This is a genomic window from Cognatiyoonia sp. IB215446 (assembly GCF_033963825.1).
In the GTDB taxonomy this organism is placed as follows: Bacteria; Pseudomonadota; Alphaproteobacteria; order Rhodobacterales; family Rhodobacteraceae; genus Yoonia.
On record NZ_JAXBMD010000002.1, the window covers coordinates 678,820 to 697,187 of the forward strand.

An 18,368-nucleotide genomic window follows, 5' to 3' on the forward strand; every position below is an offset into this window, starting at 1 on the left:
GTCGCGGGTATTTGTCAGATCACTGTGGCAACGAACAGGCCAATCCGTGGCCTTGACGTGAGGTTCACGGTCACATTCACGCGACAATTGGCGTGAGGTGTCAGGGAGCGCAGACGAGCGTGCCGTCTTCCTTGTAGACCGGCGCAGTCAGCGGCCTTTCAAGCAGCGGCAGCACCGCTTCTGACGGGCGGCAAAGGGCGACGCCCTTGGGTGTGCAGACAATGGGGCGATTCACGAGGATCGGGTGTTCGATCATCGCATCGAGCAACGCTTCATCACTGACAGACGGGTCGGTCAGGCCCAGTTCCTCGGCGGGAGACTTCGATGTGCGAAGGGCCGCGCGCGGTGTCATATCAGCCGCCGCGAAAAGCGCTTGCAGCTGTGGTCGGGTCCAGCCGGTCTTGAGGTATTCGATCACGATTGGCTCAGTGCCGGATGCCCGGATCACTGCCAAAACGTTCCGCGACGTGCCGCAATCTGGGTTGTGATGGATAACGGTGGTCATTCCGCTGCCGTTTTCGCCTGAAAGCCCTGTTCAATCATGTCCGACGGCGCCACGGGATACTCGCCCGAAAAACAGGCATCGCAATAGGCTGGGGCATTACTGTCGCGGCCACCTGCCTCGCCCACGGCGCGGTAGAGGCCGTCGAGCGTAATGAATTTCAGGCTGTCGACGCCGAGATGGCCGCGCATCTCATCCTCAGACATCGTCGCGGCCAGCAGTTTCTCTCGCTGCGGCGTGTCCACGCCGTAGAAGCACGGCCAGGCGGTCGGGGGGGAGGCGATGCGGAAATGCACCTCTTTTGCGCCCGCGTCCAAAATCATTTCCTTGATCTTCTGGCTCGTTGTCCCGCGCACCACGCTATCATCGACCAGGATCACCCGTTTGCCCTTGATGAGCGCGCGGTTGACGTTCAGTTTGAGCCGGACCCCCATATTCCGGATCTGCTCTGTGGGCTCGATAAAGGTGCGGCCCATATATTGGTTGCGGATGATGCCCATCGCGTAGGGGATGCCTGACTCAAGGGAATAACCGATGGCCGCAGGCGTCCCGCTATCTGGGACAGGGCAGACGAGGTCCGCATCCACAGGCGCCTCTTTCGCCAGTTCCCGCCCGATATTCTCACGTGTTTCGTAGACCGAACGTCCGCCGAGGATCGAATCCGGGCGGCTGAAATAGACATGTTCAAAGATGCAGAACCGCGCCCGGTTCGGACGAAACGGGAAGTGGCTTTCAACGCCGTTTTCGGCGGTAATCACCACCATTTCACCCGGCTCAATCTCACGCACAAAATCCGCACCGATAATGTCAAACGCACAGGTTTCCGAGGCGAGCGCCCAGCCATCACCGACCTTGCCCAGCACCAGGGGCCGCACACCCAGCGGGTCGCGGCAGCCCAAGAGCTTCGTCCGGGTCATCGCCACAATTGAAAACGCGCCTTCGACCTTGCGCAACGCCTCTTCCATCCGGTCGGGGATATTGCGGCCCATAGAGCGGGCCATCAGGTGAATAATGCATTCACTATCGGACGAGCTTTGAAAGATTGAGCCGCGCTCGATCAACTCGCGTCGCAACTGCATCGCATTGGTGATATTGCCGTTATGGGCAATCGCCGCACCGCCCATTGAAAACTCGCCAAAGAACGGCTGCACGTCGCGGATCGCCGTCTGACCCTTCACACCGGCGGTGGAGTAGCGGACATGGCCAATGCCAATGGACCCCGGCAGGATCTGCATCGTATCAGCGCTTGTGAAGTTGTCCCGGACTAGTCCCATGCGGCGGGCCTGGTTGAAACCGGTCTTCGCGTCATGCGTGACGATGCCACCCGCCTCCTGACCGCGATGTTGCAGGGCGTGCAGGCCAAGAGCCACGAAATTGGCGGCATCCGCGACCCCGACAACACCGAAGACACCGCATTCCTCCCGCAATTTGTCATCGTCAAAGGGATGGGCGGGGGGCAGTTGGGTGGGCAAGAGGGCAGCTCCCGAATCCGTACAGAACACGTGGCACCCTCTTAGTCTTTCAGATGGCATCTGTCACGAAACGATCATACTTGATGATGCCATTTGGAAGGCCAAACCAATGGATGCGGGTTTGGGTGCAATCTTGCCGCCTGAAACCGCTTTATTGTGCAGGTGCGCCGCAATTGCCGACAAGCTGCTGGTACTGCTCGGTGATCCAACCCAGCGCCTGTTCGGGGTCCTGTTCTTCGATCTGGCCGGTGATCTGGGCGAAAACCTGGGCCGAGCGGCTGTCATCAATCTCGGCAAAGGCTTGCGTCGCAAAAACCGTTTCATAGACGAAGAACGCCACGGCAATCAGCAGGATACCCCGCAGGACACCAAAGAAGAACCCAAGGGCCTGATCGACGCCGCCAAGGGCCGAGCGTTGCACGACGCTGGAAAAGAGCGGCGTGAAGATCGACACGACAACAAGGGCAATGGCAAAGACCGCCGCGAAAGCCGCAATGATCGCAAGTTCACAACTGTCGCCGATGAAATCACCCACCACCGGGATCTGCCGCACCAGCGGTTCCACTTGATCTGCAAAGATGAAGGCCACGATGGTGGCACCAATCCAGCCAACAATCGCCATCGCCTCGCGCACGAAACCGCGGCTGTAGGCCAGCACTCCCGACAGCAATATGATGATGGCGACGCCTGCGTCGACAAGTGTGAAGCCTTCCATAGTGCGTCTCCTGCCCTCGGGCGCTTACCTCGCGCCGAATACCTCTTCGACAAAACCGGCCAGGTCAACCGCAACACGCAGTCCCAAGCCAGTCACCGCCGGCTGTTTGGCCTGTTGCGGCATGATCGCATTGGTAAAACCAAGTTTCTGGGCTTCTTTCAATCTATTTTCGGCCTGAACAACAGGACGCAACGCACCGGAAAGGCTGATTTCCCCGAAAACAACGGCTTCGGCGGGCAGTGCCGCGTCCTCGCGGGCGGAGACGAGTGCGGCTGCCACAGCAAGGTCTGCCGCCGGTTCAGAGATGCGCAAACCCCCTGCTACGTTGAGATATACGTCCAATCCGACAAAGGGGACACCGCAGCGGGATTCGAGCACGGCAAGGATCATCGCAAGCCGCCCGCCATCCCATCCGACCACGGATCGGCGCGGTTGGCTGTGTGGCGAAGGTGCCACAAGTGCCTGGATCTCACAAAGCATCGGGCGGGTGCCTTCAAGCCCTGCGAACACGACCGAACCTGGGGCCGGGGTGCCGCGTTCGGAAAGGAACAGGGCGGAGGGGTTTTTGACTTCGGCCAATCCTTTGCCGGTCATTTCGAACACGCCGATCTCATCCGCAGGACCGAAACGGTTTTTGACAGAACGAAGGATACGAAACTGATGCCCACGCTCACCTTCGAAATAGAGCACGGTATCGACCATGTGTTCGACAACGCGCGGACCGGCGATGGCGCCTTCCTTGGTGACATGCCCGACCATCACGACGGCCATGCCGTTGCGCTTGGCAAAGGTGGTCAATTCATGGGCTGAAGACCGCACCTGGCTGACGCTGCCCGGCGCGCTGTCGACATTGTCGGCCCACATGGTCTGGATCGAGTCGATGATGGCCAAGTCAGGCTTTTCGGCCTCTAGCGTTGTCAGGATATCGCGTAGGTTGGTCGCCGCGGCAAGCATCACCGGGCTTTTCTCAAGGCCCAAACGGTGGGCGCGCATTTGCACCTGGGCGTTCGATTCCTCGCCAGAAATATATATGACTTTCAGACCGTTACGGGCAAATCTTGCCGCCGCCTGCAAGAGTAGGGTGGATTTGCCAATCCCTGGATCACCGCCCACCAACAGCGCGGACGCTTTGACCAGCCCACCGCCTAGAACACGGTCCAGCTCGCCGACACCCGCTTCTGTCCGTGGCGGCTCTTGTTCCTGTGTTTCCAGGTCGGTCAGCGCGATGGTCTTGCCGCGTGTTGCACCCAAGGTCTTGCCCTTGGGACCAGAGGCGAACGCCTTGTCCTCGCTGATCGTGTTCCAGGCCCCGCAGCTATCACACCGCCCGGACCACTTGCTGAAACTGGCGCCACATGCGCTGCAGGAATAGGAAAGCTCTTTGGCCATGTTCACCTTTTGGCCCGGTTCGCCGTGCAGGGCAATAGCTCAGACGGTTGCTTTGGCCTTGGGGGTCAGGGCGGAGATCACGATTGACGCGAGGATGCAGCCCGTGAACATGTAAAGCCCCCAACCGGTCTCGACCTTGCCGATGCCCACGCCCTTAAATGTGACGATGTAGAGCGCGATCAGAAAGACATCAGCCATGGCCAGCTTTCCGATCCAGGAAAGGACCGGAATTGTGTTGTCTTTCAGAAGGTTAAAATGCACAAGCGCGATACCTATCGTCTTGAGATAGGGCGCAAAAAGCGCAAATGCGGTGACCAGGAGAGCGAGCGCGACATCGCTTTCCCATAGCGCCTGCATCCCCGTGATGACGCTGATCTCATTCAGCCCGAAAAGCGGCAAAAGCCCCGCGCGCATGAGTGGGGCGAACCAGGCGATGGGGAAAAGTATTAACAGAGAGAGGTTCGCGATGCGCAGGACGTTTAACATAAGAAACCTTAACCAAGTCTGAGTGTTACGTGGCAATTCTTAACTGCCATTGCAAGTCTCACTTGCCAAAGGTCTTGCGATTGTAGCGCCCACCAAGTTGTGTGAGGACTTCGTAGCCGATGGTTTGGGCCTGACCGGCCAGATCGTCGACCGTTTGCTGACGCCCGATCATGGTCAGCTTTGCGGGGGCCTCGGTCAGGTCGGTGACATCGACGGTCAGAAGGTCCATCGAGACGCGACCGATCACTTTGCAAGGCTGGTCGCCGTGATAAAGCGTCGCCTTGTCCGACAGGATGCGGAAGATGCCGTCGGCGTAACCGCCCGAGACGGTGGCCACGCGGCTGGGACGTTCCGCTTGCCAGCTATTGCCGTAGCCCACAACCTCGCCTTCGGTCAGGTCGCGGATCTGGATGACGGGCAGATCGAGTTCCACTGTGGGGGCAGCTTTTTCGAACGGCAGACCGCCGTAAAGGCCAATGCCGGGGCGGGTCAGGTCGAAATGATAATCTGGACCTAGCAGGATGCCACCGGTTGCCGCCAATGACCGGGGCGCATGGATGCCATCGGTCATTTGTCGAAAGTTTTCAAGCTGATGTGGGTTCATCGGGTGGTCGGGCTCATCCGCGCAGGCCAAATGCGACATGACCAGCGTGGGGTTTTGGGACAGGGCAAGTTCGGCCACGGCAGCCCATTCCTGTGCTTCCATGCCGAGGCGGTTCATTCCAGTATCAAGCTGGATGCCAAAAGGGTGGCCGGGCAGGGTTTCGAAATGGTGCGTCAGCTGTTCGACCGAGTTGAGCATCGGTGTCAGGCGCAGATCGCGGATCAGGTCGGTATCGCCTTTCATATGCCCCGAAAAGACGCTGATATCGGGCTTCGGTCCCAGCTCTTCGCGGATGGCAATCGCCTCTTCCACGACGGCAACAAAGAACTGGCGTACACCCGCCTTGAACAGCGCCTTCGCGACATTCGCTGCCCCCAGGCCATAGCCATCGGCCTTGACCACAGAGGCGGTTTTGCAGCCCGTCATATCGTCCAAAGCGCGCCAATTGGCGACGACGGCGTCAAGATCAATGGTGAGGCGTCCGGTGCTCATACGCACCTTGTGGCAGGGAGCCGCAGGAGCGGCAAGAGGTTAACAGAACGGCGGCAACGGTTGCGTGTTCGTTAAGCCATATCTGAAATTCTTAACCGGCGTTAAGGTTCTTAGCGTACAGATTGCGTACAGAACCTGTACAGATGTTGTACGTACACAGGTCAACGCCGCATGGTGGAAATCCGCCATTTTCTGGACCCATTTCTCTGACTAATCTGCGCGGAACGATTGGACGAGGTGTGCTTTGCGTATTCTGAAGAAAGTCATCACGCAGTTGGAAACGCCGCGCGATGAGCGCCCGCTGGGAAGCGGGTGGCTGTCAGGCTCGCTCGGACTGCTTGCCTCGATTGCAGGTTTTCTGATTGTCTTGCTGCGGTGGTTCCCGGAAACGCTGTCATATCCCGAAATCGCGTTCATTCAGGACAGCGGCTATGTTACCGCATTCCTGCGTTTCACCTTGCTGGCAGGCTATGCGCTGGCGCTGCTCAGCCTGATCCTGAGCGCGCGAAAATCGCTGGGCTGGACGGCCTTGGCGATTTCGGTGATCGCGTCGCTGATGGCGACGACCCAGCCGCAGATCGGGTCAGAGGCGCCGCAGGCATTCTATTTCGGGCTGGATTACTTCATCATCAACGTGCTTGTCGTGGGCTTCCTTTTTGTCCCGCTGGAGCGGTTCTTTCCTGCCCGGTCCGAGCAGATCGTGTTCCGCGCCGAGTGGCAGGAAGACATGTTCTATTACCTCGTCAGTTCGATGCTGGTGCAGGTGCTGGGCTTTATCACGCTGGCGCCCTCGCATTATGTGAATGCGCAGATCCCGCTGGACGATATCCGCATCTATATCGTCAATCTGCCCTTCTGGGTGCAGGTCGTGATTATCATGATGGCGACGGATTTCGTGCAATATTGGGTGCATCGTGCCTTCCATACGTTCCCGGTGCTCTGGCGTTTCCATTCCATTCATCATTCGACGAAAAAGATGGACTGGCTGGCGGGCGCGCGGATGCATTTTGTGGAAATCGGGGTCTTGCGCGCGCTGACGGCGGTACCGATGTTCACACTTGGCTTTGATCCTGCCGCGATCCAGGCATACCTGTTGATCGTTTATTTCTATTCGAGCTTTATCCACGCCAATATCGGATGGAAGTTCGGCTTTATCGAACGGTTTCTCGTGACCCCCCGCTTTCACCATTGGCATCACGGGTCGGACCGCGAGGCGATTGATATCAACTATGCCAGCCATTTTCCGATTTATGACTGGCTCTTTGGCACGCATCACCTGCCCGAAGACAAATGGCCCGAGGATTACGGGGTGATCGGGGACACGGTGCCTAGGGGGTATTGGCGGCAATTTGTGCATCCGTTCCTGAAGTCTGAGGCCAAGGAACCGGCGGAATAGGCTAGATTTCCAGCGCTGCGCTGGCGGCCATATCGGTCAGGCCCGGCTGGCCACCGGGGCCGATGACCACGTAATCCGCGCCATTTGCCGTCCACGACACGAAGTCAAAGCCATTGATCGTCTGTTCGCGGAATTCGAGCGTTTCCGGGTTTGGCCGGCTGCTTTGCTGCAGGCAAAGTGCGACAACGGTGCCGTCTTCCAACCGGTACATCAGTTGCGCGACAGGCTTCGCATTCGCGACCAGCAGGCGGCCGCCTTCGAAGGTCAGCCCATAGGCGCTGAGATCCGGGATGCTGAAGGGCGTGCCAATCGTATTGCCAAGCCACGTTTCGATGTGATCGGATTCCTCTGCACCGACCTCTACCAGATGGCGGCCCTGGCTGGCATAGACCTCGTGATAATCGGCGATATCGGCGAGCCACCCGGCAGTTTGCACAGGCTCAGGCGCGCCGCGCACCAAAAATCCGCTGGCCCCACCAAGAACGAACACCACAAGGCTCGCCGCCAATGTACCCCAGATTGGGCGGGCGGGGGCCACTTTGGGCTCAAGTGGTGTGTTCTTGATCTGCTGGGCCAGTGCAAAGGGCACCGGTTCGTCCAGCATCTTTTCAAACTCATCCTGCGCAAACGCATCGGCCTGGATCAGATCATCCAGTTCGATCCGCGCTTGCGGATCAGATTCCAGACGTGCCTCAACTTCAGCAGATTCAACTGCGTCCAACTCGCCATCCAGATAGGCACTCAATTTGATCGAAAAGTCTGTCATCGCTGCAAACTCTCCTCAACTGATAAACTTGACACCAGTAACTTACGCGCGCGGTGAATACGGCTCATCACCGTGCCTATCGGTATATTTAGGAGCTCTGAGACTTCTTTGTAGCTGTATCCTTCTGCACAGACGAGCATCAGCGGTTGTGCGAGGTCCTCATCAAGGTCAGCCACCTTCTTGCGGACCTGCTGCGCGGTCAGCGTTTCTTCTGCGGAACCGGCGGCTTGTAGTTCATGTGCCTCTTCCGCGTCGACTTGGCCTTCGCCCTGACGGACCTTGCGTTTACGTACTTCGCTAATCCACAGATTGCGCACGACTCGGAACATCCAACGATCAAAGGGTTGCGATGGGTCGTATTGCTGCCATTTCTGAAGTGCTGTTGTGCACGCCTCCTGCAAGAGGTCGTCCGCATCCGGCCCGGATCGCGTCAGCGACATGGCGAAACGGCGCAGCCGAGGGAGAAGACCGATCATTTCTGTCTTGAACTGGTCGGGGGTCATCAGATCGCAGAGCTGGAGGGCAGGGGTGGATGTCAAATTCCACCCACCATCGGCGATTTTGCCGCGCCTTTCAATGGGTTGATTTCGCCCTGCGCTGTATCGTGTTGCGCTTTGAATACCTGTGACCGTCGCAAGTGCCATGATCGCTAGCCCAACTGTTCTTGAGACGGCCTGCGCTTAGCGCGGGCGAGGCTTGCCATTTCGAAGCAATAACACACGCCCAGGCGACCGGGCGTCTCGGTGCTAGGCGCGGGAATAAGTCTCATATTTCTGCTCCTGATGTCTCTTTGGGGCACTGCTTCTATCCCCCTTACGCATCAGGTTGCGGATTTATTCGCGCTGTTTCGTGATTTATTTGCGCGTTAGCTGCCTCTATTCAAAACCGCCGCGATTTCCGCCATGTCAGTGGCTTCAAGGGGCCCGTGTTCAAGCGCACCGCAAAGATCTGTGACCTGTTCAGGGGTCCTAAAACCGGGGATTGGCATGGCATTTGGCGTCCGGGCCCAAAGCCAAGTAAGTGCGCCTTGGGCGAGGCTACGCCCGTTCTTGGTCAGGATTTCACGCGCTGCATTGAGTTGCGCCAGATAATGGTCGGTGATTTTGCCGTCCTTGAAGTAGTCTTGCCAGCCGGGATTGCTGCCGCGGATTTCATCCTTGCTGAACTCCGTTTTGGCGTCGTATTTGCCGCCGAGGACGCCCATTGCGAGCGGCGAGCGGATCAGGGAAAGCAGGTTCAGATCTTCGATGACAGGGACGATCTGATCGGCAGAGCGGAAGACGTTCATGGCGTGCTCCACAGCGGTAAATCCCGGGTGGTCGGCGAAAGCGCGGGCGCTATCGGCAACGTCCGTGGACCAGCCATATGCGCCGATGAGCCCTTGATCATAAAGTGTCTCGAGCATGTCAAAGGTTGGTTTGGCGTCGTCGACGGGTAGTTCATTGTTGTGATGGAGCACCAGATCAATCCGGTCCCGTCCCAGGCGCTTGCGCGACGCATCAATGCTTTGCCGGATGATGTCGGGGTCCGTGATCGGACCGATCAGTTCCTTGGTTTCGGTGTTGATCTCCAATCCGATCTTGGTCGCGATTGCGACATCGGGGTGGTTCTTCAGCGCTTCCCCCAGAACGGTTTCCGAATGGCCGCAGCCATAGGCCTGCGCAGTGTCGAAGTGCCGGATGCCGTGTTCGAGTGCAGTGGCGATGGCCGCTTTCGAGACAGCGTCGTCAACGTCGCCCCAACCGACGGCAAGGCCGTTGGAATAGAATGGGCCCCCAATGGCCCAGCAGCCAAGACCGAGGGTCGGTTTGGCAAAAATGCTTTTGAAATCAGCCATGTGTCACCTCCAATGATGTGCGGTAGATGCCGATCTTGTGGTCCAGAAAATGCTTGCAGGCTTCAAGCTCTGCCTGCCTGTGCGCGAGCGTGACGGCGTGTTTTTCAAGGAGTGCGAGGCGTTTGGCGCGTTCTTCAGCGGCGTCACGGTTGGGGGCATGGGCGGACATCGCAAAGCGTTTGACATCATCAAGCGGCATGCCCGTGGTGCGCAGTCGTTCCAAGGTCGTCAACCAATTGATGTCATCGGCGTTGAACACGCGCCAGCCACGCGCATCGCGCCGGATTGGCGCCAGCATGCCGGACTTTTCATAGAAGCGGATGGTGTCCTGTGTCAGCCCGGACCGGGCCGATGCTTCATTGATTCGCATGAGCTTTCCTCCAACGGCATCCTGCGTAGCCTATTGGAGTCACTCTAGGTCAAGCCTTTATGGCCTGGTGCGGATTTGGTTGGGGGCGATGAGAGAGGTGAGGGGGCGGGGCAATGCTTACGGGGCGCTTGTCCAACGGATTGCGCACTCTTGCCAAGAGGCGCTCAGCGTCAGTGTGGACGCATGCGGCTTTTGATCCCTTTGCAGCGCAACTCGCCGGGGCGGCGCGGCGTGACTTTGGCGGTTGGGATGATGTGGTCGTCACCAACCTGGTTATCGTCGCCCGGTGCCATGACAGAGGCGATAAAGGCGACCACGTCAAATGCGCTGTGCCGCGCGACGCGGCTGAGCGCCTTTTTCAGGGCGCGGTTCGACAGGGTCTGGGTCAGTTGGGAAACCAAATCCTGACGGCGCGCGTCGTCAGTGACGGGCACATAGCCTGATTGCGCGACATTATCGGCCGTCCCGAAGCCAAATCCGGTTTCCTCCAAAAAGAGGCGCACGACGGGTGGTGACGCTGTCACGGCATCGGCTGTTTCCTGATCTTTGAAAAGCGCGATGATCGCATCTGTCCGGCGCTGACCATCAAGAGTGAGCCCCCTGCCGCTGCCGGAACTGTTGGGAATATGCGCGCCGCCGGCGCAGTAAATATCAAACTCGTAACTCAACATAGCATCGTCAATAGCCCATAAACCTTAATGCGAGCTTAGATGAAGATGAACGGAATGTGAAAGAAAAGTGGCGAAAACGCCCCGAAAAAGACGGAATTGTGTCGCAATTTGTCAATTTAGCGCGTTGCGCAGGGTCATTGTCCTTGGGCGTGCGACAAAAGCGATCAGAACTGCTGATCGTCGCTTTGCTGCCAGGGCTTCACGAGATTGCCGAATCGTGTGAAGCGGCCTTCGAAGCTCAGTTCAACCGTGCCGATGGGGCCGTGGCGCTGTTTGCCGATGATGACCTCGGCCTTGCCATGCAGCCGCTCCATCTCTTCTTGCCACTGGGCCATCTTTTCCATCTCGTGATCGCCCGGCTTTTCGCGTTCTTTGTAGTATTCCTCGCGGAACACGAACATGACCACATCGGCATCCTGCTCAATCGAACCGGATTCGCGCAGGTCGGAGAGTTGCGGGCGCTTATCGTCGCGCGCTTCGACCTGTCGCGACAGCTGAGACAGCGCGATGACGGGAATGTCGAGCTCTTTGGCGATGGCCTTGAGGCCCATGGTGATTTCGCTGATCTCGTTCACGCGGTTTTCGGAGCGACCCGTGCCGCGCACAAGCTGCAGATAATCGACCATCAGCACGTCTAGCCCATGGGTGCGTTTCAAACGACGTGCGCGGGCGGCAAGCTGCGCGATGGGCAGGGCGGGGGTGTCGTCGATGAAAAGCGGGCAGGCCTCCAGACTTTTTGCCGCTTCGACAAAGCGCCGGAACTCGGCCTCGGTCATATCGCCACGGCGGATTTGTTCTGAAGGCACTTCGGAAGCCTCTGACAGTATCCGCGCGGCGAGTTGTTCGGCGCTCATCTCAAGCGAATAAAAGCCCACGACGCCGCCATTGACGGCACCTTCGGTTCCATCGGGCAGGATGCCTTTCTGATAGGCTTTGGCGATGTTGAACGCGATGTTGGTGGCCAGAGAGGTCTTGCCCATCGATGGACGTCCGGCAAGGATCAGAAGGTCGGATTTGTGCAAGCCGCCCAGCTTCTTGTCCATGTCCACCAGCCCGGTGGAGACACCGGCCAGCCCGCCGTCACGCTGATAGGCGGCATTTGCGACATTCACCGCATCAGTGACGGCGCGCAGAAAGGATTGGAAACCCTGATCAGAGGTGCCTTCCTCCGCCAAGGCGTAAAGCGCCTGCTCTGCCTCGACGATCTGTTCCTTGGGCTCGCTTTCGACATCCACTTTCGCGGCCTTGTCGGCGATGTTGCGCCCGACCTGGATAAGCTCGCGACGGATCGAAAGATCGTAAATCATCTGCGCATAATCGCGGGCAGCGAATGCCGAGATGGCCGCACCGGCCAGCCGCGCAAGGTAAGGCGGGCCACCAAGTTCAGCGAGACCGGCATCATCCTCAAGAAAGGTCTTGAGCGTCACCGGACTGGCGAGTGCATTCTTGGCAATCCGGCTCGCGGCGGTCTCAAAAATCCGGGCATGGACGGGATCGTAAAAGTGCTGCGGCCCGACGATGGAGGCGACGCGGTCGAACACATCATTGTTCGTCAGAATCGCGCCAAGCAATTGTTGCTCGGCTTCGATGGAATGCGGCATTAGGTCCGCCGCGGCCTCTTCCACGCCAGTTGCGTTGAATGCTGTTACTTCGTTCATTTTGTCTCACCCATCCTGGCGGTCCTGTTAACAGGTCGTTTGCCTGCCGCACCATCAGGATATGATTGGGGATGGCCTGCGGGATAAGTCTGTGGATTTTTCTGCTCTGAGCCAATGCCTACCACAATTTGTGACGGATTGGGAGAAAATCACAAGATCAGCCTTCCCATCCTGATTCTGGGGAAGGATTGTTCACAGGGCAGTGGAAAAGTTTTTTGACCGATTGGTTAAGCTGGTTGCCAATCGGCGGGATTGTTCAGGTAGGCCTCAACCGCCGACAGCGTCTTTGCATCATAGGCATTGCGGGCCTTAGCCGCGGCGATCACGTCCCACCAGGTGCAAAGCGAAATCAGTTGAACGCCGTGATCTGACAGCGTTTTCTCAACGCCCTCGAAAATGCCGTAATAGAAGATCACCGCGGTCGCGCTGCAGGTCGCCCCCGTCTCGCGGATTGCATCGACGAAGGAGAGTTTTGAGCCCCCATCGGTCGTCAGATCCTCCACCAAGATCACATGCTCCCCCTCGCGCATCACACCTTCGATCCGTGCATTGCGCCCATACCCTTTCGGCTTTTTGCGCACATATGTCATGGGCAGGGCAAGCCTTTCGGCGACCATTGCCGCAAAGGGGATACCCGCCGTCTCTCCTCCAGCGACGTTGTCAAAGGCCTCAAACCCCGCTTCGCGCATGATCGTAACGGCCATGAAATCCATCAGGGTCGCGCGGACGCGAGGGTAGCTGATGATTTTGCGGCAATCAACGTAAGTGGGCGCCTGCTTGCCCGAGGCCAGCGTGAACGGTTCATTGGCGTTGAAGTCGACTGCGCCGATTTCCAGCAGCATGCTGGCCGTCAGTCGGGCAATTTCCTCTTTGGTGGAAAAGGAGGTCGGGATCATATCGGGCCTTTCTTATCCTTCGACACGCCAATGCAGGTCAAAGCCAGGATCAAAAACGGTTACGGGCCCGTCTTCTGTCGGGATCTGGTCGGGGTAGCGAACAGGATCACCCTTGATCAGCGTGATTGTATCTTCATTGGGTGGCAGCCTGTAGAAATTCGGGCCGTTCAGGGACGTGAAGGCTTCGAGCTTCTTCAGTTTTCCGGCTACGTCAAACACCTCCGCCAAGCAGGACATGGTGTTGGGGGCGGTAAAGATGCCAGCGCAGCCGCAGGCCTGTAGTTTGTTCGGGTCGGTGTGCGGCGCGCTGTCGGTGCCCAGGAAGAAGCGCTTGTCGCCAGAGATCGCGGCCTGCACCAAAGCAACCCGATGCGCCTCGCGCTTGGCCACGGGCAAGCAGTAGAAATGTGGCTTGATGCCGCCCGCAAGTATATGATTGCGGTTGATGATCAGGTGATGGGTTGTGATGGTCGCCGCCATGTTTTTGTGGCTGTCGCGCACGTAATCAACGGCGTCTGACGTGGTCACATGCTCCATCACAACGCGCAGGTCGGGCACCTTTTTGCGCAAGGGTTTCAAGACTTTGTCGATAAACACCGCCTCGCGGTCAAAGATATCGATATCCGAATCCGTCACCTCGCCATGGACACAAAGTGGCATGCCGATCTCGGCCATGGTCTCAAGCACCGGACGCACCTTTTCGAAATCCCGCACGCCAGAGGCGGAATTGGTGGTGGCCCCGGCGGGATAGAGCTTAACGGCCGTCGCAATCCCCGCCTCAAAAGCAGTGCGTACATCTGCAGGCTCAGTATCCTCCGTCAGGTATAGCGTCATGAGCGGGGTGAACTTGGCACCTTCAGGCAGGGCTGCAAGGATCCGCGCGCGATACTCCATCGCATCGGTGCTTGTGACAACGGGCGGCACAAGGTTGGGCATGACGATGGCGCGGGCAAAGTGGCGGGTCGTTTCCGGCAGAACCGCGCGCAACATCGCGCCGTCGCGTAAGTGCAAATGCCAATCATCCGGGCGGCGGATCGTGAGTTCGGTTATAGTGCGATCGGGCATGTGGCCCGATTACACGCTTGAGCGGGCAGACGCCATAGCCGTTGTGAAGGCCCTTGCAGATGGCCTGCACTCCACCGATATTTAGAGGCATCGCCACGCCACGACCGGAGAGATCAGATGTTGGGCTTTCTCATCGCAATTGCTGCCGGGTTCTTTACCCCTTTGATCGGCGGTCCCTTGGTGGACCCGATTGTCAAAGCGCTTGGCAATCACATCACAATCGAAGCTGATGAACGCCCGCTTGTCGCATTCATGATTGCCTTGCTGGCGGCTGGCGTCGCCTCCGCCATTTTGGTGAGCGGCACGCCGTTCTGGATTATCACCGGCGGCATTCTGGGCTATTTCGGCAGCCGGATCGTTGAGGCCGTCAAGAAAGTGATGGCCGAACGGAACGCCGCAGAATAGGCTGCCGATCAGGCCATGCAAACCGCGCAATGCGGCAATGCAGCATTGTGCGTGTTAGCGCTTTCATTCCTGCTTATTTTAAGGGGTGAAAACAATCACTCCCCCAATGGAGCAGTATCATGGCCTTCTTCTCTGACACACCTGCGGCACAGGACCGCCCCGCCTTCTTTGCTGCGTTCTCTGCAGCTGTCCTCGCGTTTTTCGCGCGGCTTTCTGAAGCGCAGAACCGCAGCGCAGCCGTTTACGAACTGCAGAAACGCTCGGACCGTGAGCTTGCTGACATCGGTATTGCCCGCGAAGACATCGTGCGGCACGTCTACCGTGACATCTACTATCTTTAAGGATTTTCCGGCCGCCTGTAGGCCTCATCACTGGTGAGCAAGGCGGCGCGGGTTTCGGCAAAGAACTTATCCCGCCCGCGTTGCAGCATATAGTCGCACAAAATCACCGCCAGTTTGCGGTGTTCGTTCATCATCAGCCAGTTGACCAGGGTGCGGACATAAGTTTGGTCATAGCGCCGCGCGCGCATAAGCTGCGTGAAGCGCTTGCCGTCAAGCGCGCCTTCCATGGCGAGTTTTAGAACCACGTCATGAATGCCCATCCGGTCAAAGGCGCGGTCGATTTCCTTCCCCAGAAGCGGGCAGGGCAGGGGCGTGACATGGGGCTTGTGGAACAACGCCGCATGGGCCGCGTCAAGCCGCTGCACGGGGTCGTAGACGATGAAGACGTTTTGCGCGCCGTCAATCATCTCAGGCGCATATCCGTAGCGTCCCGTAAAGCTTTGCTTGCGCGCTACCTTGTACCGAGGGTCCCACCCCGCAAGGCGGGCGTCTAGCGTTGCTTGGGGACGCAACGCGATGACAGTGGCACCAGGAGCGGCGACGGAAAAGGCCGCCGCTGCATAGCCTGCGCCATTGGCACCATAAAAGATAATCCGCTCAAAATCCTCGAAAAACCCGTCATCAACCAGACGATCGAAGAAGTCGCAAACGGCCTTGTCACGAAACCAGCTTTCGCCCATCGACAAAAGACAGAGATGGGACCAGCCGTCATGGCGCGCATAGGCAAAACCGCGCGGCTCGGAATCGACGTTATGCAGGCGCGCCTGATCAACGGTTTCGAATGTCACGAGCAGATTGTTACCGGCCTCAAGAAAGCCTGCGAAATGGCCGCTACCCAATTGCTCAAAGAAACCCAGATCGTCACACAACCCGTCCAGCTCGGCCAGCCACGCATTCGCGTCCAGTCCGACCATGTCGGTTTCAAAGGAAAGTTGTCTGTCGTCCATCGGGTCATCATCCAGCGCGACACTGTTCGCGATGGTGCGAAAATTAGCAGGCCAATACGGCAGAACTGAGAGGGGGACGCCACGTTACTGTTGCGCCTTTGGGCTTAAAAGAAGGCCTGCAACCCGGTTTGTGCGCGTCCCAGAATTAATGCGTGGATGTCGTGAGTGCCTTCATAGGTGTTCACGGTTTCCAGATTCACCATATGCCGCATGATCTGGAAGTCATCACTGATTCCGTTGCCGCCATGCATGTCCCGCGAAAGGCGTGCGATATCAAGGGCTTTCCCGCAATTGTTGCGCTTCATCAGACTGATCATTTCCGGTGCGGCCTTACCTGCCTCCATGAGCCGACCGAGTTGCAACGCGGATTGCGTGCCGATGGCGATCTCGGTTTGCATGTCGGCCAGTTTCTTCTGGAAAAGTTGGGTCTGGGCGAGCGGTTTGCCAAACTGCTTGCGGTCGAGCCCGTATTGCCGCGCGGAGTGCCAGCAGGCCTCTGCCGCTCCCATCACGCCCCAGGCGATGCCGTAGCGGGCACGGTTGAGACATCCGAACGGCCCCTTCAACCCCTGAACGCCCGGCAGCAGGGCATCCTCGCCGACCTCCACATTGTCCATCACAATTTCGCCGGTGACCGAAGCTCGTAAGGACAGCTTGCCGCCGATCTTTGGCGCGAAGAGGCCCGGCGTATCCTTGTCCAGCACGAAGCCCCTGATTTTGCCCTCATGCGCCTCCGACTTGGCCCAAACCACGAAGACATCCGCGATGGGCGCATTGCTGATCCACATCTTCGATCCGTTCAGCACATAGCCGCCATCGGTCTTTTTCGCCGTCGTCTTCATGCCTGCCGGGTCGCTGCCTGCGTCGGGCTCTGTCAGCCCGAAACAGCCGATCAGATCGCCCGCCGCCAGCCCGGGCAGATATTTGGCCCGTTGCGCATCGCTGCCATATGCGTGGATCGGATACATCACAAGGCTCGACTGCACCGACATCATCGAACGATAGCCGCTATCGACCCGCTCAATTTCGCGCGCGACCAGCCCGTAGGTGACGTACCCCGCGCCAAGCCCACCATACTCCTCCGGGATCGTAACGCCCAAAAGGCCCGCATCGCCCATTTCCTTAAAGATGTCGGGGTCCACGGTTTCGTCGCGATAGCTCCGTGTCACTTTCGGCTGCAACGTGGCTTGCGCGAAGGTCTGTGCCGCGTCGCGCAGCATCCGCTCGTCTTCGGTCAACTGATCCTCCAGCCGCAAAGGATCGGCCCAGTCGAAGGGGCCAAGATCAGGCCCGAAACCGGTTGCTGTGATGGGGGTTGCTTCGTTCATGGCGCGGATCCTCTGCTGTTGGGCCAAGGGTATGACTTTGGTCCCGCGGGGGCAATGGATGGGTTGACGCGGGGTAGATGGGATGCAGCTATAGCCGACGGGAGGCAACGCGATGAAATCAATCGATGCGGTGCAAGCGGCATTGGCCGAACAGAACTATGTGTGCGGGCGAGCACTGGCGACGGTGGTGTTTTTGTCATTGCGTTTGGGCAGGCCGCTCTTTCTGGAAGGTGAGGCGGGAACCGGCAAGACCGAGATTGCCAAGGCGATTGCCGCAGCATTGGGCCGCCGGTTGATCCGGTTGCAATGTTATGAAGGGCTCGATGCCGGGTCTGCCGTTTACGAATGGAACTTCGCCGAACAGATGATCGCCATCCGCGCGGCAGAGGCGGCGGGTGGAGCGGATCGCGATGCGCTGAAGACCGAGCTTTTCACGGAAGACTACCTGATCGAACGCCCTCTGCTCCAAGCTATGCGCCCGCAAGCAGGCGGTGCGCCGGTCCTGCTGATCGACGAGTTGGATAGGACAGATGCGCCGTTTGAGGCGTTTCTGTTGGAGGCGCTCAGTGATTTTCAGGTGACGATCCCCGAACTCGGCACCGTCAAGGCGTCGGAGCCGCCGATTGTCATCATCACCTCGAACCGCACGCGCGAGGTGCATGACGCCTTGAAACGTCGCTGCCTTTACCACTGGGTGGATTATCCCAATTTCGCCCGCGAGATTGAGATATTGCAAGCCCGCGCGCCGGAAGCAGCGGCGGCCCTATCGCGCGAGATCGTCGCTTTCGTTCAGAAGTTGCGCGGTGAGGATTTGTTCAAGAAACCGGGCGTGGCCGAAACGATTGACTGGGCCAAATGCCTGCTGGCGCTCGATGTGATCAACCTGTCACCCGAAGTCATTGCGGACACCTTGGGCGCAATCCTGAAGTACCAGGACGACATCCAGAAACTGGAAGGGTCTGAGGCCAAGCGCATTCTGGACGAAGCGAAGGCGGACCTAGTGACCGCTTGATGCTTCTTTTGGCCAA

The 18,368-nt window shown here is 58.5% G+C and carries 20 protein-coding genes; 4 read left to right on the forward strand and 16 right to left on the reverse strand.

Features of this window, described 5'->3' with window-relative positions; translation table 11 throughout:
- Positions 1-100: 100 nt before the first annotated feature.
- The 6 genes from arsC to alr all read right to left on the reverse strand — a co-directional run bounded on the left by arsC (position 101) and on the right by alr (position 5,660).
- Positions 101-505: an arsenate reductase (glutaredoxin) gene (gene arsC, locus SLH49_RS10900; RefSeq protein WP_320269177.1), complete on the reverse strand. Its 405-nt coding sequence runs from the start codon at positions 503-505 to the stop codon at positions 101-103.
- Positions 502-1,974, reverse strand: coding sequence for an amidophosphoribosyltransferase (purF, locus tag SLH49_RS10905; RefSeq protein ID WP_320269178.1), 1,473 nt, complete (start codon positions 1,972-1,974; stop codon positions 502-504). The genes arsC and purF overlap by 4 nt, the downstream gene beginning before the upstream one ends.
- Before the next feature lie 151 nt (positions 1,975-2,125).
- Positions 2,126-2,689, reverse strand: coding sequence for a CvpA family protein (locus SLH49_RS10910; protein WP_320269179.1), 564 nt, complete (start codon positions 2,687-2,689; stop codon positions 2,126-2,128).
- Positions 2,690-2,713: 24 nt separating this feature from the next.
- Complete coding sequence (gene radA / locus SLH49_RS10915) at positions 2,714-4,078, reverse strand: DNA repair protein RadA (RefSeq protein ID WP_320269180.1); 1,365 nt, start codon at positions 4,076-4,078, stop codon at positions 2,714-2,716.
- Between the two features lie 39 nt (positions 4,079-4,117).
- Positions 4,118-4,564, reverse strand: a complete 447-nt coding sequence (locus SLH49_RS10920) for a paraquat-inducible protein A (RefSeq protein WP_320269181.1) — start codon at positions 4,562-4,564, stop codon at positions 4,118-4,120.
- Between the two features lie 58 nt (positions 4,565-4,622).
- Positions 4,623-5,660, reverse strand: coding sequence for an alanine racemase (gene alr, locus SLH49_RS10925; protein WP_320269182.1), 1,038 nt, complete (start codon positions 5,658-5,660; stop codon positions 4,623-4,625).
- A 244-nt stretch (positions 5,661-5,904) separates the two neighbouring features.
- Between alr and SLH49_RS10930 the strand changes: the two genes are divergently transcribed.
- Positions 5,905-7,056: a sterol desaturase family protein gene (locus SLH49_RS10930; protein WP_320269183.1), complete on the forward strand. Its 1,152-nt coding sequence runs from the start codon at positions 5,905-5,907 to the stop codon at positions 7,054-7,056.
- 1 nt (position 7,057) lies between these two features.
- Here SLH49_RS10930 and SLH49_RS10935 read toward each other — a convergent pair whose 3' ends face one another.
- The 8 genes from SLH49_RS10935 to pyrC form a co-directional block, all read right to left on the reverse strand.
- A complete protein-coding gene (locus SLH49_RS10935) occupies positions 7,058-7,822 on the reverse strand; it encodes an anti-sigma factor (RefSeq protein WP_320269184.1) in 765 nt (254 codons plus the stop codon).
- A complete protein-coding gene (locus tag SLH49_RS10940; RefSeq protein ID WP_320269185.1) occupies positions 7,819-8,466 on the reverse strand; it encodes an RNA polymerase sigma factor in 648 nt (215 codons plus the stop codon). Before SLH49_RS10940 ends, SLH49_RS10935 begins: the two co-directional genes overlap by 4 nt.
- A 221-nt stretch (positions 8,467-8,687) precedes the next feature.
- Complete coding sequence (locus tag SLH49_RS10945; protein WP_320269186.1) at positions 8,688-9,659, reverse strand: aldo/keto reductase; 972 nt, start codon at positions 9,657-9,659, stop codon at positions 8,688-8,690.
- Positions 9,652-10,029 (reverse strand): MerR family transcriptional regulator, encoded by a 378-nt coding sequence (locus tag SLH49_RS10950; RefSeq protein WP_320269187.1) that lies wholly within the window; start codon positions 10,027-10,029, stop codon positions 9,652-9,654. The genes SLH49_RS10945 and SLH49_RS10950 overlap by 8 nt, the downstream gene beginning before the upstream one ends.
- Before the next feature lie 170 nt (positions 10,030-10,199).
- Positions 10,200-10,700 carry a hypothetical protein gene (locus SLH49_RS10955; protein ID WP_320269188.1) on the reverse strand — a complete coding sequence of 167 codons (501 nt, stop codon included), beginning with the start codon at positions 10,698-10,700 and terminating at the stop codon, positions 10,200-10,202.
- A gap of 164 nt (positions 10,701-10,864) precedes the next feature.
- Positions 10,865-12,358, reverse strand: coding sequence for a replicative DNA helicase (locus SLH49_RS10960; protein WP_320269189.1), 1,494 nt, complete (start codon positions 12,356-12,358; stop codon positions 10,865-10,867).
- A 227-nt stretch (positions 12,359-12,585) separates the two neighbouring features.
- Complete coding sequence (locus SLH49_RS10965; RefSeq protein WP_320269190.1) at positions 12,586-13,254, reverse strand: orotate phosphoribosyltransferase; 669 nt, start codon at positions 13,252-13,254, stop codon at positions 12,586-12,588.
- A 12-nt stretch (positions 13,255-13,266) separates the two neighbouring features.
- On the reverse strand, positions 13,267-14,319 hold the full coding sequence (gene pyrC / locus SLH49_RS10970) for a dihydroorotase (RefSeq protein WP_320269191.1): 1,053 nt from the start codon (positions 14,317-14,319) through the stop codon (positions 13,267-13,269).
- A 117-nt stretch (positions 14,320-14,436) separates the two neighbouring features.
- Here pyrC and SLH49_RS10975 point away from each other — a divergent pair, with 117 nt between their 5' ends.
- Complete coding sequence (locus SLH49_RS10975; protein WP_320269192.1) at positions 14,437-14,724, forward strand: hypothetical protein; 288 nt, start codon at positions 14,437-14,439, stop codon at positions 14,722-14,724.
- A 119-nt stretch (positions 14,725-14,843) separates the two neighbouring features.
- On the forward strand, positions 14,844-15,065 hold the full coding sequence (locus SLH49_RS10980) for a DUF1127 domain-containing protein (RefSeq protein ID WP_320239975.1): 222 nt from the start codon (positions 14,844-14,846) through the stop codon (positions 15,063-15,065).
- Here SLH49_RS10980 and SLH49_RS10985 read toward each other — a convergent pair.
- Both SLH49_RS10985 and SLH49_RS10990 read right to left on the reverse strand, forming a co-directional pair.
- Positions 15,062-16,012 (reverse strand): phosphoadenosine phosphosulfate reductase, encoded by a 951-nt coding sequence (locus SLH49_RS10985; RefSeq protein WP_320269193.1) that lies wholly within the window; start codon positions 16,010-16,012, stop codon positions 15,062-15,064. The two genes, SLH49_RS10980 and SLH49_RS10985, sit on opposite strands and share 4 nt — an antisense overlap.
- 104 nt (positions 16,013-16,116) lie before the next feature.
- Complete coding sequence (locus SLH49_RS10990; RefSeq protein ID WP_320269194.1) at positions 16,117-17,340, reverse strand: acyl-CoA dehydrogenase; 1,224 nt, start codon at positions 17,338-17,340, stop codon at positions 16,117-16,119.
- A 112-nt stretch (positions 17,341-17,452) separates the two neighbouring features.
- Here SLH49_RS10990 and SLH49_RS10995 point away from each other — a divergent pair, with 112 nt between their 5' ends.
- Positions 17,453-18,352, forward strand: a complete 900-nt coding sequence (locus SLH49_RS10995) for a MoxR family ATPase (RefSeq protein ID WP_320269195.1) — start codon at positions 17,453-17,455, stop codon at positions 18,350-18,352.
- The last annotated feature ends 16 nt before the right edge of the window (positions 18,353-18,368 follow it).